At 54.0% G+C, this 13,583-nt stretch carries 12 protein-coding genes and 2 pseudogenes; 12 read left to right on the top strand and 2 right to left on the bottom strand.

What is annotated here, in order from left to right:
- Positions 1-229 precede the first annotated feature (229 nt).
- The 4 genes and pseudogenes from ytfJ to JI735_RS30420 all read left to right on the top strand — a co-directional run bounded on the left by ytfJ (position 230) and on the right by JI735_RS30420 (position 3,350).
- Entirely contained in the window at positions 230-748 is a 519-nt protein-coding gene (ytfJ, locus tag JI735_RS30435; protein WP_039836111.1) for a GerW family sporulation protein, read from the top strand.
- 169 nt (positions 749-917) lie between these two features.
- Positions 918-2,113 (top strand): annotated as a pseudogene (locus JI735_RS30430) (D-alanyl-D-alanine carboxypeptidase family protein).
- 30 nt (positions 2,114-2,143) lie between these two features.
- A complete protein-coding gene (locus JI735_RS30425; protein ID WP_202676739.1) occupies positions 2,144-2,809 on the top strand; it encodes a nucleoside recognition domain-containing protein in 666 nt (221 codons plus the stop codon).
- A 52-nt stretch (positions 2,810-2,861) separates the two neighbouring features.
- Positions 2,862-3,350, top strand: a complete 489-nt coding sequence (locus JI735_RS30420) for a spore maturation protein (protein ID WP_202677712.1) — start codon at positions 2,862-2,864, stop codon at positions 3,348-3,350.
- A 19-nt stretch (positions 3,351-3,369) separates the two neighbouring features.
- Here the strand turns inward: JI735_RS30420 and JI735_RS30415 are convergent, their stop codons facing one another.
- Both JI735_RS30415 and JI735_RS30410 read right to left on the bottom strand, forming a co-directional pair.
- Complete coding sequence (locus JI735_RS30415) at positions 3,370-4,563, bottom strand: erythromycin esterase family protein (protein WP_202676738.1); 1,194 nt, start codon at positions 4,561-4,563, stop codon at positions 3,370-3,372.
- Positions 4,560-4,733 (bottom strand): hypothetical protein, encoded by a 174-nt coding sequence (locus tag JI735_RS30410; protein WP_202676737.1) that lies wholly within the window; start codon positions 4,731-4,733, stop codon positions 4,560-4,562. The genes JI735_RS30415 and JI735_RS30410 overlap by 4 nt, the downstream gene beginning before the upstream one ends.
- Before the next feature lie 245 nt (positions 4,734-4,978).
- Between JI735_RS30410 and JI735_RS30405 the strand changes: the two genes are divergently transcribed.
- From JI735_RS30405 to glpK, 8 genes and pseudogenes are all read left to right on the top strand, one after another.
- A complete protein-coding gene (locus tag JI735_RS30405; protein ID WP_039836097.1) occupies positions 4,979-5,323 on the top strand; it encodes a peptidoglycan recognition protein family protein in 345 nt (114 codons plus the stop codon).
- A 20-nt stretch (positions 5,324-5,343) separates the two neighbouring features.
- Positions 5,344-6,102: a pseudouridine synthase gene (locus JI735_RS30400; RefSeq protein ID WP_020427519.1), complete on the top strand. Its 759-nt coding sequence runs from the start codon at positions 5,344-5,346 to the stop codon at positions 6,100-6,102.
- Between the two features lie 111 nt (positions 6,103-6,213).
- Complete coding sequence (resA, locus tag JI735_RS30395; RefSeq protein WP_020427518.1) at positions 6,214-6,738, top strand: thiol-disulfide oxidoreductase ResA; 525 nt, start codon at positions 6,214-6,216, stop codon at positions 6,736-6,738.
- Positions 6,739-6,752: 14 nt separating this feature from the next.
- A complete protein-coding gene (gene resB, locus JI735_RS30390) occupies positions 6,753-8,423 on the top strand; it encodes a cytochrome c biogenesis protein ResB (RefSeq protein WP_039836103.1) in 1,671 nt (556 codons plus the stop codon).
- Entirely contained in the window at positions 8,420-9,682 is a 1,263-nt protein-coding gene (ccsA, locus tag JI735_RS30385) for a cytochrome c biogenesis protein CcsA (RefSeq protein WP_039836096.1), read from the top strand. Before resB ends, ccsA begins: the two co-directional genes overlap by 4 nt.
- A gap of 76 nt (positions 9,683-9,758) precedes the next feature.
- On the top strand, positions 9,759-10,475 hold the full coding sequence (locus JI735_RS30380) for a response regulator transcription factor (protein ID WP_020427515.1): 717 nt from the start codon (positions 9,759-9,761) through the stop codon (positions 10,473-10,475).
- Positions 10,476-11,913: pseudogene (locus JI735_RS30375) on the top strand (HAMP domain-containing sensor histidine kinase).
- Between the two features lie 127 nt (positions 11,914-12,040).
- On the top strand, positions 12,041-13,534 hold the full coding sequence (glpK, locus tag JI735_RS30370; RefSeq protein WP_039836095.1) for a glycerol kinase GlpK: 1,494 nt from the start codon (positions 12,041-12,043) through the stop codon (positions 13,532-13,534).
- The last annotated feature ends 49 nt before the right edge of the window (positions 13,535-13,583 follow it).

The raw sequence follows: 13,583 nt of genomic DNA, 5'->3' as shown, positions 1-13,583 counted from the left end.
AGCTCAGCCTCCTTAGGCACATTTTTCTGCTTGCCATCATTCTGGCCTCTTAAGCGGATTTTATGTGAGGCGAAATTGCGAAGGTTATATCTGGACAGAGCGCCAGGCGGCAGCTTCGTTTCGCCCGTATTTTTATTAGAGTGCGTACATATCATGCCCGATATATGAGCAGACTGTACAAGAGTAGGTAATTCCCTTATCTTTCAAACAGCAGAGGAGGAGTACTTAGATGTCAGATCACCCGATTCAAGGTCTCATGCAGACCGCTATGGAAAATATTAAAGGCATGGTGGATGTTAATACGATTGTCGGCGACCCGGTAGAAACTCCGGATGGCAGTGTGATTCTGCCGATCAGTAAAGTTGCCTTCGGCTTTGCCGCAGGCGGCAGTGATTACCGCGTCGAAGATGATGCCCCCGGCATCAATGGCGCTGGAAGCGGCGTCAAAATGCTTCCGTTCGGCGGCGGCAGCGGCGGCGGGGTATCCATCCGGCCAATCGCCTTTCTTGTGGTCGGCAGGGAAGGGGTTCACATTGTGCCGCTGGATAACCAGACCCATCTGTTCGAGAAAATTATTGATGCGACTCCGGGTCTCATCGACAAAATTCAGACCATGTTCCCAAGCGGCGGATCGTCCCAGAATGACGCTTCGTCGCAGAATGGCACACCTGTAGGTTCACAAGTAGTAGCTTCGGGTACCGAAAAAGCGGTTAAAACCCCTGTCCCTTCAGATTCCTCGACTCATTAGCGTTATGGGATGTACCTGAAGGATGCAGCGGCAGACAACAGGGATATCGCCTCAACTAGGCGGTGTCCCTTTTTGTGATGATAGAAGCTTGTGGGGAAGAGATGGACATACCATCCCGTTGCCCCGCATACACTTGTACAACACAAGTGAACAGATAAGAAGCCGGAGGATGAACATGAAGACATCTAACCTTAAGGTACTGCTGGTTCTAATATTGTGCGCACTTCTGCTGTGTCTGTCGCCCCAGCCCTTGGTCCGGGCCGAGAACAGCTCCATATCGACCCATGCCAGGGCCGCCGCGCTGATTGATGTAGCGTCCGGAAGGATTCTGTACAGCAGCCGCGGGGACGAGCCTATGCTGATTGCCAGCCTGACCAAGATTATGACTGCGTTAGTTGCCATAGAGAACGGAGATTTGCGGTCCAAGGTCAAGGTCGGTAAAAATGCCTTTGCCAAGGAAGGCTCTTCCCTGTTCCTGAAGCAGGGGAAGAAATGACGCTGGAGGATATGCTCTATGGATTGATGCTGCGTTCAGGCAACGATGCGGCTACAGCCATTGCCGAGCATGTCGGAGGATCGGAAGAAGGTTTTGTGTATCTGATGAATGCCAAGGCGGAGGAACTGGGGCTGCAGCACACCCATTTTGCCAATCCCCATGGACTGGATGCGGAAGGGCATTATTCCAGCGCCAATGACCTGGCTGTGCTTACAGCCTATGCTATGCATAATCCGGTATTCAAGCAGATTGTGAAGACCCAGGTGAAAACGGCAGATAACCCGTATGAGGCATGGGATTATAAGTGGCTGAACAAAAATAAAATGCTGCGCCTGTATGAAGGGGCGGATGGAGTAAAGACCGGTTATACCAAAAAAGCGCTGCGCTGCCTCGTCAGCTCCGCCACCCGGGGCGGCCAGCAGCTGGTCGCCGTTACGCTGAATGACGGGAATGACTGGAATGACCATGCCGCACTGCTGGATTACGGCTTCAATCACTATCCGCTGAAGACGCTTATCGAGCGCGGTGAAGGCATCAGCGGCTACAGCTTTGTCCCTGGCAGAACTTTTGCCTATCCGCTTGGACAGGGAGAGGAAGCGAGGCTTGTCACCAAGCTGGAACTCATACGGGAGACTAGAGGGGCCCGCAGGAGCAGCTTTGGCATCAAGGGAGTCCTGGTGCTGCAGCTCGGCGGGAAGGAGATCGGCCGGGTTCCGGTCTATATGCCGGACCGGCTGCCTCCGGAGCAGTCGTCCTATGAGAAGAGATTCCAACCGGCAGGAGCAGCCGCCTATCCGGCAGACAACTGGCTGCAGGCACTCGGCAGTGCGCTGCGGGCGCTTTTCCGGATAGGCGCCGCCGGGAAATAAACAGAAACGGGAGAATTGGGGGAGAAGCATATGATTAACGGAATCTGGCTGGGGATGATCCTTATCGGCTTTGTGTTTGCGGCCGTGAACGGCCGCATGGATGCATTTACGGCTGCGGTATTCGATGGAGCCAAAAGCGGGGTTACCGTCAGCTTTGGCCTGATCAGTGTACTGGTGTTCTGGATGGGAATGATGCGGGTCGCAGAGGATGCGGGCCTGCTGAAGAAGATTGCCAAAGTGCTGGGGCCGGTTGTATCCTTTCTGTTTCCGGATGTGCCGAAAGGCCATCCGGCTATTGGCTATATCCTTACTAATATGAGCGCCAATCTGCTCGGTCTGGGCAATGCGGCCACACCGATGGGCATCAAGGCGATGCAGGAGCTGCAGACACTCAATCCGGACAAGGAGACGGCAACTCCAGCCATGTGTACCCTGCTGGCGCTGAACACCGCAAGCATTACCCTGATTCCTGCAACGCTGATTGCCATCCGGCTGAACTATGGCTCGTCCGACCCGGCTGCCATCGTCGGCACCACACTGGCGGCCACGGCGGTAGCGACCCTGGCCGCCATCGCAGCCGACCGGCTGTGCCGCCGCCTGGCTATGCTGCGCAGGCCGCCCGGACCGCCGGCCGCCCGGTCCGGGAATGCTGCCAGAGGGAGCACTCCGCGCCCGTATTCTTCTCTGAAAGGGTGAGCCTGCCTTGTTCCAGCTAATCAGCCTTATCTCGGCCTGGGCGATTCCGGTCATGATTACCTTCATTCCCCTATACGCCTTTACACGCAAGGTCCCGGTCTACGAGTCCTTTGTCGAAGGCGCCAAGGACGGCTTTGGTACAGCCATCGCCATTATTCCCCATCTGGTAGGCATGCTTGTTGCCATCAGCGTCTTCCGCGCCTCCGGCGCGCTGGACTTCATGATGGGCTTCATCGCTCCCGCCTTGAAGGGGATAGGCGTGCCGCCGGAAGTGCTGCCGCTTGGCCTCCTGCGTCCGCTCACAGGCACCGGCTCGCTGGCGTATACCACCGATCTGATCAGTGTGCACGGGCCTGATTCCCTGATTGGCATGATTGCCTCTACCATCCAGGGCAGCACGGATACGACTTTGTACGTACTGACCGTTTATTTCGGCGCTGTAGGCATCCGCAACGGCCGTTACGCCCTCAAGGTCGGCCTCTTCTCAGACATCGTAGGCTTCGTGGCCTCGATTGCCGTGTGTCTCCTGGCGTTCAGCTAGCAAGCCATTGAATATCCCCTTAATAGGTACGGGTTGGCGGGGATACTTTATCAATGACAATCAGGCCGTCGAACTGCTCCTTCGGCACGAATTTCATCACCATTGGAACAATAACCTCTCTGGTCAGCCCGTCTTCAGCAGCATATTGCGGCTGAAACATCCAGCTGTTGCCCGGGCCTGCTTTGGTATGCCCTGTGAGGTCTACAAAGGTCCGGGAATACCCGCTTTGCATGATTCTCGCTTCCAGGGTCCCCTTTGGCATCGGGCCGATCGGGAATTCCTTCAAGGTTGAAATGGCTGCCGCTTTGCCCCGGTTCATATACAAGCCGACCACATACATTTTATCCTTCAATTTCTGATGCAGCAGCTCGCCCATGCTAATAAAGCTGTTTTGCCACTTCCCTTGCTCGAGGACACGGATGTCCGAGGTGTTTTTAGCCAAATGGTCATTGTGGGCCCACAGAATGATCTTTTTGCCGGGGTATCTAACCTTCATCAGCCATTCCACATGCTCAGCCATGATTCTGTCCCGGGCTTCGTAAATTTCCCGCACATTCTTTAGCTGAGCCTGCGTGAAAATTGCCACACGGTCCTCCAGCCCTTTCAGGATGGTATCTGCCGTGTGGGGCGCATTGGGGTAAGCTGCGTCTAACGGTTCCCGGTGTTCCTGAATGAACTTAATGTATTCCTTGTATTTTGGAACATACTTTTGGCTGAGCTGGCGTACCTTCTGCTGGTAAACAGGATTGCTTTTGGTCACCAGGCTGTATTGATTCATCAGCTCATTAAATTTCCCGGTGGCTTCGTTATCAAAATCCATAAATTCTTTGCCATAAGCGGCATTGACCTTGGAAATAAAGCTGCGGGCCGCCAGCGTAAGCATGGGGGATGTATATTGCATATCATATCCGGCCAGCTGCAAAGGCTTGTCCGTCCGGCGGGATTGTTTGATGTAGTTGAACAGCTCCAGGGTTTCTGAGGATTGCCAGATATCATAAATGGAATTATCCATCATATCTGCTGAAGTCAATTCATCAGCCACATCGTTGACGACAGAGGCCTCAGCCAGCCCCGACTCAAAAGCGATAACCTCAAACCCCAGCTCCTCATGCAGATATTTTATCAATCTCGTCTTCATGCTGTCGTATTCGCCAACCCGGTGGAAATTTTCGCCAAGGCTGACGACGGTTTTGTCCTTCAGCAGCGGCTTCAAAAAGAAAGATCGCTGTAATCTTCACTTGTCAGCGATTTAATCTCGTGCGCATAAGGCAGCGGATTTGGAGCCGGCTGTGCGGCTGACACGGAACCTGAACCTCCGAGCAGCAGCCCGACGGCAGATACAGCGGTGATGATCCGTTTTTCCCATGTTCTTGCAAGCAGCATTAATTATTCCTCCGTATCAAAAATATAGTGTGATCAGCTGTCGTCTTAAGTGTAAGAACCTCCCGGCTTCCGAACAATCGATTTAGATGACTGCTTCCTTACATCCCGGTAATGTTATGTTCGCGTTTACCGGTGCCGCTATTTATGAACAATGTCTATAGGGTACAAAAACAGCATCCGCATTTCACCCCGTTCCCCCTCCGTACATATGCTATTGCAGCAACACGGAGGGAGGCCGACATACGATGGCGTATAAAGGCTTTATTCTGCATCATTCCCGCTGTCCGTCCATTAATGGCAAGGGCTTTGACTTTTGGGTTGCAACAGATGGTTCAATTTATGCTGCGCCGCTGCTGACGGACCCGGAGTATATTCATGTGTGTCTGGAAGGCAACTTCGGGGAGGAGAACACGCTTCCGCCTCTGTCCAAGCGGAAAAATCAGCTGTTTGCGGCCGGCAAGCTTATCTTGGAATTGGCTGCGCGTTATCAAATTGACCCTCTTGTTGTGGAAACCCATACCAAAACCTGTCCGGGAGCATTTTTTCCATGGAATGAACTTGTGATTTATCCCGCTGATGGTTATCATTAACCTGAGGTGAATAGTCAAAAATGGAAAGATTACAAAAAATATTGGCGCAGGCAGGTGTGGCGTCAAGACGCAAGTGTGAAGAAATGATTTTGGCCGGTAAAGTGGAAGTCAACGGGGAACTCGTAACTACGCTTGGCACGAAGGTGGACCCCGCAACAGATATAATCAAGGTCGCCGGTAGACTGATCCGGGGCGAGAACAAGATCTACATTATGTTCAATAAGCCCAAGGGTGTGATTACAAGCGCTTCCGACGACAAGGGACGCAAGGTAGTAACGGATTACCTCAAAGGCATCAAAGAGCGCGTATACCCTGTGGGCCGTCTGGATTACGATACGGAAGGGCTGCTGCTGCTGACGAATGACGGGGAGTTTGCCAACCTGCTCACGCATCCGAAGCATCATGTGCCCAAGACCTATCTGGCCACGGTCAAGGGTGTACCGCATGGCACCGCGCTGGACAAGCTCAAAGCCGGCATTAAGCTGGAGGATGGGATGACCGCTCCGGCAGAAGTGGAATATAAAGACGTTGATGAAGAGAATAAAGAATCGGTCATCAGCATTACAATCCATGAAGGCCGCAACCGTCAGGTCCGGCGGATGTTCGAAGCCATTTCCCATCCCGTCATCCGCCTGAAACGGATTTCCTTCGGCGATATTCTGCTGCAAAATCTCAAACGCGGCTCCTACCGCCATTTGACCAAGGATGAAATCAATCATCTCCAGCAAATTGCCAAAGCTGGAATGCTGAAAGCGAACCCAACGCGCAAGGACACATAATGTTCACATTTTCCTCTCCTAATTCGGTGACAATATTCGTTATAATGTTCATAGGATGTTCACACCTATCGACTAAAGTAATGAGTTGCGTCACAGAAGGGGGCCTGGCATGTGGGCAAAGCGAGAAAGCCGGTTCAAATCATCATTCTGTTCGTGATTATTTTGCTCGGGGGTTATGCAATCAGTTCCTCGGTGTTCGGAGGGGACGGAAAACCCAGGGAAGGCGGAAAGGCCCCTTCCTTTGAGCTGCTTGGATTAGACGGTCTGACCCATACGCTTGACGAATACAAGGGGAAGTCTGTTGTGCTTAATTTTTGGGGTTCCTGGTGCGCCCCTTGCGTCAAAGAGATGCCTGCCCTGCAGGCCCAGTGGGAGAAGTGGAAGGAGCAGGGCGTAGTGGTCGTCGGCATAAATGTCGGCGAGGACCAGATGACCGTGGAGAATTTTGTCAAGCAAGTCGATATTAATTTTCCGGTTGTCATGGATACCGGCCGCGATGCTGTCCGCAGCTACGGCGTGTCACCGCTTCCAACCACTTTCTTCATTAATACCAAAGGCAGGGTGGACAGCATCCATATCGGACAGCTGGATCTCAGCACGCTTGATGATCAGATCAGGAAGCTGGTGGAGCCGTGAAGGAGCGTACACCGCTGATCAGCAATACCAAATGTGAATGCGGCCACCAGAACCCGGTTGGCACGGTCCTCTGCGAAGCCTGCGGCAAGCCGCTGGACAGGGACGAGCAGCTCTCTTCGGCCAACCTCGAAATGCGGTATGACGGTGTTGCCCGCCGTTCACAGCGGGTGAATCCCGGGGTGATCGACCTGGTGTGGAACTTTTTTTCCTCGGTCAAGATCGCCATTTACCTGATTGTCCTGACGCTGCTCGGTTCCATGCTGGGAACGATATTTCCCCAGGAGAGCACTTTTCTCAATATTGATGCATCCACCTATTATCCAGAAAAGTACGGAAGAGCCGGGGAGATTTATTATAAACTCGGCCTTTCGCACACTTATGAGTCCTGGTGGTTCGTGCTGCTGCTTGTGCTCATTGGAGCCTCGCTGGTGATCTGCAGCCTGGACCGTGTGCTGCCCCTTTACAAGGCGCTCACCCGTCAGAAGATCCGGAAGCACCGCCAGTTCCTGACCCGTCAAAAGGTGGCGCTGGTCGCTGAGCTGAAGGAGGAACCCGAAGCCTGGGTTGCACGTATGGTGGAGCCGCTGCAGAAGAAAGGCTACCGTGTCCGTACCGACGGAGGCGCACTGCTGGCCGAGAAGCACCGCTTTAGCCGCTGGGGCCCCTATGTCATACATATTGGCCTGATTATTTTTTTGCTGGCTGTGCTGGCCCGGGGGCTGCCCGGTCTGAACATGGATCAGCATCTTGCGTTTCCGCAGGGTGAAACGGTCCGGATTCCGGATACTACCTATTATCTAAAAAATGAGAAGTTTACCGTGGAGTTCTATACGGAGGAGGAAATGCCCAAGGAATTCCGCGGGACCAAGATCCTTCCCAAACTGTACGAAACCCGGGCAGTTCTCTATGAATGCACAGCGGATTGCACCGATCCCTCCAGGGAACCGCAGCTGGCCGAGGTGGCCAGGCATGATATTCAGGTGAATTCGCCGCTCAGCTACAACGGATTGAAAGCGTATCAGTTTGATTATGACCTCACCCCGGTGCTGCGCTCGGTGCAGCCGGAACTCATTAATGCGAAGAGTGGCGAGGTATACGGCAAGTTCAAGCTGGATATGAACAATCCGCAGCGGTCGTTTCAGGCAGGCCCCTATACGCTGTCACTGAAAGAAAAATATATGGACTTCGGTTTGAACGAAGAGGGGCAGCCAGTGTCCAAATCTCCTTACCCTAACGCTCCAGCCTTCCTGTTTCTGATCACAGGGCCGGATCTGCCGGCCGGAGGGCAGCAGTATTTTTATTTTCCGAAGCAGGTCGACAAGGAAAAGTTCCAGATGACAGCCATCAACGATAAGCTTGGCGGCAGCGGGCGGTTCTTGGAGCTTGAGGTGGGTGACATGAGTGATGTGGATTTCTCGGAATCCACGACGTATCTGAACATTCGTGTGGACCGTGCGATGCCTTTCGTCTGGATCGGGGCAGGTATCGTCATGCTTGGACTGATTCTCGGGTTCTACTGGCAGCACAGGCGCATATGGCTGGCAGCCAATCATGGCGAGCTGGTACTCGGAGGCCATACGAATAAGAACTGGTTCGGCTTCCGCCGCGAGATCGTTTCGATTCTGGCGAAGACAGATTTGACAGTGGATGAAAAATCTCTGGACAACGGGGGAGGTCTGGCATGAGCTTGCTCGATTTCAGCAGTGACGTCTTTATTGCCGCATTCTTTTTGTACAGCGGGTCGTTCATGTTGTTCACGATTGCTATAATGGGCCGCAAATGGTCCGGTAGGAAGCCGGAGGAGCATACCGCCCGCTGGGGCAGGATCGCTTTTATCGTATCCTCTCTCGGCCTGATCTGCCACCTTGCTTATTTCATCACCCGCTGGGCAGGCTCAGGGCATATTCCAGTGAGCAATATGTATGAGTTCATGACGTTTTTATCCATGATGGTCATGGTGGCTTTTACCGTGATCTTCTCGATTTACCGCAAAATCATTCTCGGTGTCTTCGCGGTGCCGATCTCGATTATCATCATGGCTTATGCGGCGGTATTTCCGCAAGAGGTGCAGCCGCTGATTCCTTCACTAAAATCCATTTATCTGAATATCCATGTCACGCTGGCCGCGCTGGGTGAATCCTTCTTCGCCGTTGGCTTTGCGGCCGGACTGATGTATTTGCTGCGCACTGTGAACTTCGCCGGCAAGGAGAAGAACGACCGCAAGCAGCAGCGTCTGGTCGAATTTACTCTGTTCTCAATCATTGTTATAATTGGGTTTCTTGGATCAGTATTTGCTTTTCGCGGCGCAGGGTACGAAACGGTTTTCGTTAGATCCAACGTAACGATTGACAGCCCTGGGCAGGGAGATAGTACAATAGAGAAAGTGAGCTACAAAATGCCGCCTATTGTGGCACCTTACCATAGCGAAATTGAGAGCTTCCAGCCGTTTCTTGGAATGAAAAAGCCGCTTTTTGAAGCGCCTTCTTGGATGAATGGCGTGAACGCCGGTCGAAAATTCAACACGGTTCTCTGGTCGCTGATTTCCGGTCTGCTTCTATACGGAATTCTGCGTCTGGCTGCCCGCAAACCGCTGGGCAGGGCGATCCATCCCGTACTGGATGGAATTGATGAGAATGACCTTGATGAAATTACGTACAGGGCGATTGCCATCGGCTTCCCGATCTTTACTTTGGGGGCTTTGATTTTTGCAATGATATGGGCACAGGTGGCCTGGGGCCGGTTTTGGGGATGGGACCCCAAGGAAGTCTGGGCTCTGGTCACTTGGCTGTTTTACAGTGCCTACCTGCATTTACGTCTGGCACGCGGCTGGCAGGGACGCAAGTCCGCTTGGCTCGCCGTACTCGGCTTTCTGGTCGTAATGTTTACCCTGGTTGGCGTTAATCTGGTCATCGCCGGGCTTCATTCCTATGCAGGAACGGATTGAGGCTGCGTTTGTGCCGAAGCGGCAATGAAGAGTAAGGGTAACGTTGTACTGTAATTGATGAAGGGGTTGTTGTGAAATGGCAGAGCATTTGAACAGAATACTGGTGGTGGATGACGAGGAGCGCATTCGCCGCCTGCTGAAGATGTATCTTGAAAAAGAAGGCTACGAAATTGACGAAGCAGAAGACGGAGAAATCGCTCTGCGCAAAGCAACGGCCAATGATTACGGCTTGATTCTGCTGGATGTGATGCTGCCGGGAATCGATGGCATTGAAGTGCTGACCCGGCTCAGAGGTGTCAAATCGACGCCGGTTCTGATGCTGACAGCCAAAGGCGAAGAGATCAACCGGGTGCAGGGCTTCGAGATGGGGGCGGATGACTATGTGGTCAAACCCTTCAGCCCGCGCGAAGTGATCTACCGGGTGAAGGCGATTATGCGCCGTTCCTCCGCGACAGCCTTTTTGTCCAAAGAGAGCAACTCCAGCAATAATATCGTGTTTCCGCACCTTATCATTGAACATGATGCACACCGCGTAACCGCAGGGGGCCAGGAAGTCAGCCTGACTCCAAAAGAGTACGAGCTGCTGCATTATTTGGCTATTTCACCGGATAAAGTGTTCTCGCGCGAAGAACTGCTGAAGGATGTGTGGAACTATGAGTTCTTCGGGGATTTGCGCACCGTGGATACACATGTCAAGCGGCTTCGCGAGAAGCTCAACAAAGTATCACCGGAATCGGCAGCGATGATCACCACGGTCTGGGGAGTAGGCTATAAGTTAGAGGTGCCTAAATAAGTGATATTCTGGAGAAGTCTTGTCGGCAAGCTGTGGATCACGATCATCTGTCTGGTTGCTGTCGTGCTGATCACAGTGGGGCTTTTACTGCTGCCCTATATCGACAGCAACTTCGCCAATTCCGGGGCGATTAAACGTTTGTTTATGTATGCCTGTATGCTGGGATTTTCCTTGACTACGTTCTTTGCCTTGTTCTTGTTCACCAAGATTACCCAGCCGATGCAGCAGGTGATTGAAGCGGCGGACAATATCCGCCGGGGAATACGGGACGAGACTGACGCTGGTTACCAGTGACGAGATCGGCCTGCTGGCTACCTCCTTCAATCATATGGCAGAAGAGCTGGAAGAAAACATCCGCAGCCTGAACCACGAGAAGGGCCATCTGTCCAGTGTATTGCGCAGCATGAGCGATGCGGTCCTCACCTTTGACATTATCGGGAAGATCATCTTGACCAACCCGCATGGTCAGGCTCTGCTGGAGAGATGGAATGATCTGGACTGGGAGCTGGAGAATGAATCCGAGCTGTACCCGCAAGGGGCAAGTGACAGTGAGGTTCCGCCCCCTTTGCGGCCCTTGTTCTTCAGCACACTCCGCGAGGGAGGGGATCAGCGCTCTCAAGTGCATGTCCGCCAGGGAGTCTGGTCGGTTCATATGGCTCCGCTGTATTCAGAGGATACCATTCGCGGAGTAGTAGCTGTTCTACGTGATGTTACCGAAGAGGTCAAGCTGGAGAAAATGCGCCGGGACTTCGTGGCCAACGTCTCGCACGAGATCCGCACGCCGCTGTCGATGATGCAGGGCTACAGCGAGGCGCTGCTGGATGGAATGGCCTCCTCGCCCGAAGAGAGCAGTGAGCTGGTTCAGGTTATCCATGACGAGTCGCTGCGGATGGGACGGCTGGTAAAGGATCTGCTGGACCTTGCCCGCATGGAAGCCGGACATACCGATATGATGAAGGTGCCGGTGGATATGGGGGAACTGCTGGAGCGCGTCTACCGCAAATTCTCCGTCCGGGCCAAGGAGCGGGGACTTCAGCTTGAGCTGAAGTCCGGCAGTGATACACTGCTGCTCAAAGCCGCTGACGAAGATAAGCTGGAGCAGGTGCTGACCAATCTGCTGGACAATGCGTTTCGGCATACGCCTGCGGACAAATGCATTACGATTCTGACGTCTACTGCCGTTCTGGAGGGCCGCCGTTACCTGGAGATCGCCATCCGTGATGAAGGGGTAGGCATTCCTCCCGAGGATCTTCCTTTTATCTTCGAGCGCTTCTACAAAGCAGACAAGGCCCGCGTGCGCGGAGAGTCCGGGGGGACCGGACTTGGGCTGGCGATTGTCAAAAATATCGTCGAGGCCCATCACGGTACAATCACTGCTTCCAGCAGGCTGGGGGAAGGCACCGAGTTTCTTCTGCGGCTTCCTGTCGAAAAACAGTAATGCCAAGACAATGTATGACAGCGCCTCTGAACGCAGAGGTGCTTTTTGTTGAAATCACCACATAAATCTTGTTCATCGTGGAACATACCGCCAGGTTTATCAAGCCAGTTCTAGGAGGCACATATAGATGATTCTATCATTAGACCAAGGCACTACCAGCTCGCGGGCGATCTTGTTCGACCAGGAGGCCGGTATGGTCTCGCAGGGGCAATATGAGATCAGACAATCCTTTCCCCGCCCCGGCTGGGTAGAACATGATCCGGATCAGATCTGGGAAACACAGCTCGCAGCGGCCAGAGCGGCTATCAGCGAGAGCGGAAAGCCCGCTGCGGAGATATCGGCTATCGGTATTACCAACCAGCGGGAAACCGCGCTGGTGTGGGATAAGGCCACCGGGAAGCCGATCTATCCGGCCATCGTCTGGCAGGACCGCCGTACAGCCGAACAGTGCGAGCAGCTGAAGGGGCGCGGGCTTGCGGATACCATTGCCGCCAAGACCGGCCTTGTAGTAGATGCCTACTTCTCGGCAACGAAGCTGGCCTGGATTCTGGATCATGTGCCTGGAGCGCGGGCACGTGCGGAACAAGGCGAGCTGCTGGGGGGAACCATCGATGCCTGGCTGATCTGGAAGCTTACCGGAGGAGCTGTGCACGCTACGGATGTTACGAATGCTTCACGGACCATGCTGTATAATCTCCATGAGCGGAGATGGGATGAGGAGCTGCTGGAAGAGCTGAGCATTCCGCGTGCGATTCTGCCGGAAGTCCGGATGTCCGGCGGAGATTTTGGAGCTGCCGGGAGTGAATGGTTCGGAGTGGAAATTCCGATTCGCTCCGTACTGGGAGACCAGCAGGCCGCTTTATTCGGGCATACCTGCCTGGAGGCCGGAAGTGCCAAAAATACATACGGCACCGGCTGCTTTATCCTCATGAATACCGGGACTGAAGCCGTAGCCTCCAGCCATGGGCTGCTGACCACGGTGGCCTGGGGCATGGGCGATGAATTATATTATGCGCTCGAAGGCAGCGTGTTCGTAGCGGGAGCCGCAGTCCAATGGCTTCATGAAGGGCTGGGCGTGATTGAAGGCCCGGCAGACTCGGAGGAAAAGGCCGGGGAGGTGGAGGACAGTGAAGGCGTTGTGGTGGTACCCGCTTTTACAGGACTTGGAGCCCCTTACTGGGATATGTATGCCCGCGGAGCCGTGTTCGGCCTGACCCGCGGTACGACGGCAGGCCATCTGGTGCGGGCGACTCTGGAGTCCCTGGCGTTCCAGTCCAGGGATGTCATCGGCGCCATGGAAAAAGACGCCGGAATGCCGCTGACCGGCCTGCGGGTCGATGGCGGCGCAGTGCGCAACGATCTGCTGATGCAGTTTCAGGCGGATATTCTGGGCAGCGAGGTGACGCGTACCATGTACGCGGAGACGACAGCGCTGGGGGCTGCCCTGCTCGCTGGCCTAACGTCCGGGATCTGGACCAGGGAGCAGCTGGAGAGCTTCAATAAGGCAGAGAAGATCTTCGCCCCGTCTATGGAGGCAGGGGAGCGTGAGCGCCGCTACCATGCCTGGCAGGACGCCGTATCGCGCACCATGGGCTGGGAGAAGCATGAAGGGCGCGTATAAAGGGTATTATAGGGGCTAACAGCAAAGCGGTCCGCAGGCAGATAAACTG

Origin of the sequence: Paenibacillus sonchi (assembly GCF_016772475.1) — a bacterium.
Lineage (GTDB): Bacteria > Bacillota > Bacilli > Paenibacillales > Paenibacillaceae > Paenibacillus_AQ > Paenibacillus_AQ sonchi.
Note: the sequence above shows the minus strand (reverse complement) of the source record. Positions and strands in the feature narration are given on the sequence as shown.

Excerpts from the sequence above, each read along its gene's own strand:
- JI735_RS30380 (WP_020427515.1), top strand. The coding sequence starts at position 9,759 with ATGGCAGAGCATTTGAACAGAATACTGGTGGTGGATGACGAGGAGCGC.
- glpK (WP_039836095.1), top strand. The coding sequence starts at position 12,041 with ATGATTCTATCATTAGACCAAGGCACTACCAGCTCGCGGGCGATCTTG.
- JI735_RS30410 (WP_202676737.1), bottom strand. The coding sequence starts at position 4,733 with ATGCTGCTTGCAAGAACATGGGAAAAACGGATCATCACCGCTGTATCT.
- JI735_RS30405 (WP_039836097.1), top strand. The coding sequence starts at position 4,979 with ATGGCGTATAAAGGCTTTATTCTGCATCATTCCCGCTGTCCGTCCATT.
- JI735_RS30420 (WP_202677712.1), top strand. The coding sequence starts at position 2,862 with ATGATTACCTTCATTCCCCTATACGCCTTTACACGCAAGGTCCCGGTC.
- JI735_RS30425 (WP_202676739.1), top strand. The coding sequence starts at position 2,144 with ATGATTAACGGAATCTGGCTGGGGATGATCCTTATCGGCTTTGTGTTT.
- JI735_RS30400 (WP_020427519.1), top strand. The coding sequence starts at position 5,344 with ATGGAAAGATTACAAAAAATATTGGCGCAGGCAGGTGTGGCGTCAAGA.
- ccsA (WP_039836096.1), top strand. The coding sequence starts at position 8,420 with ATGAGCTTGCTCGATTTCAGCAGTGACGTCTTTATTGCCGCATTCTTT.
- ytfJ (WP_039836111.1), top strand. The coding sequence starts at position 230 with ATGTCAGATCACCCGATTCAAGGTCTCATGCAGACCGCTATGGAAAAT.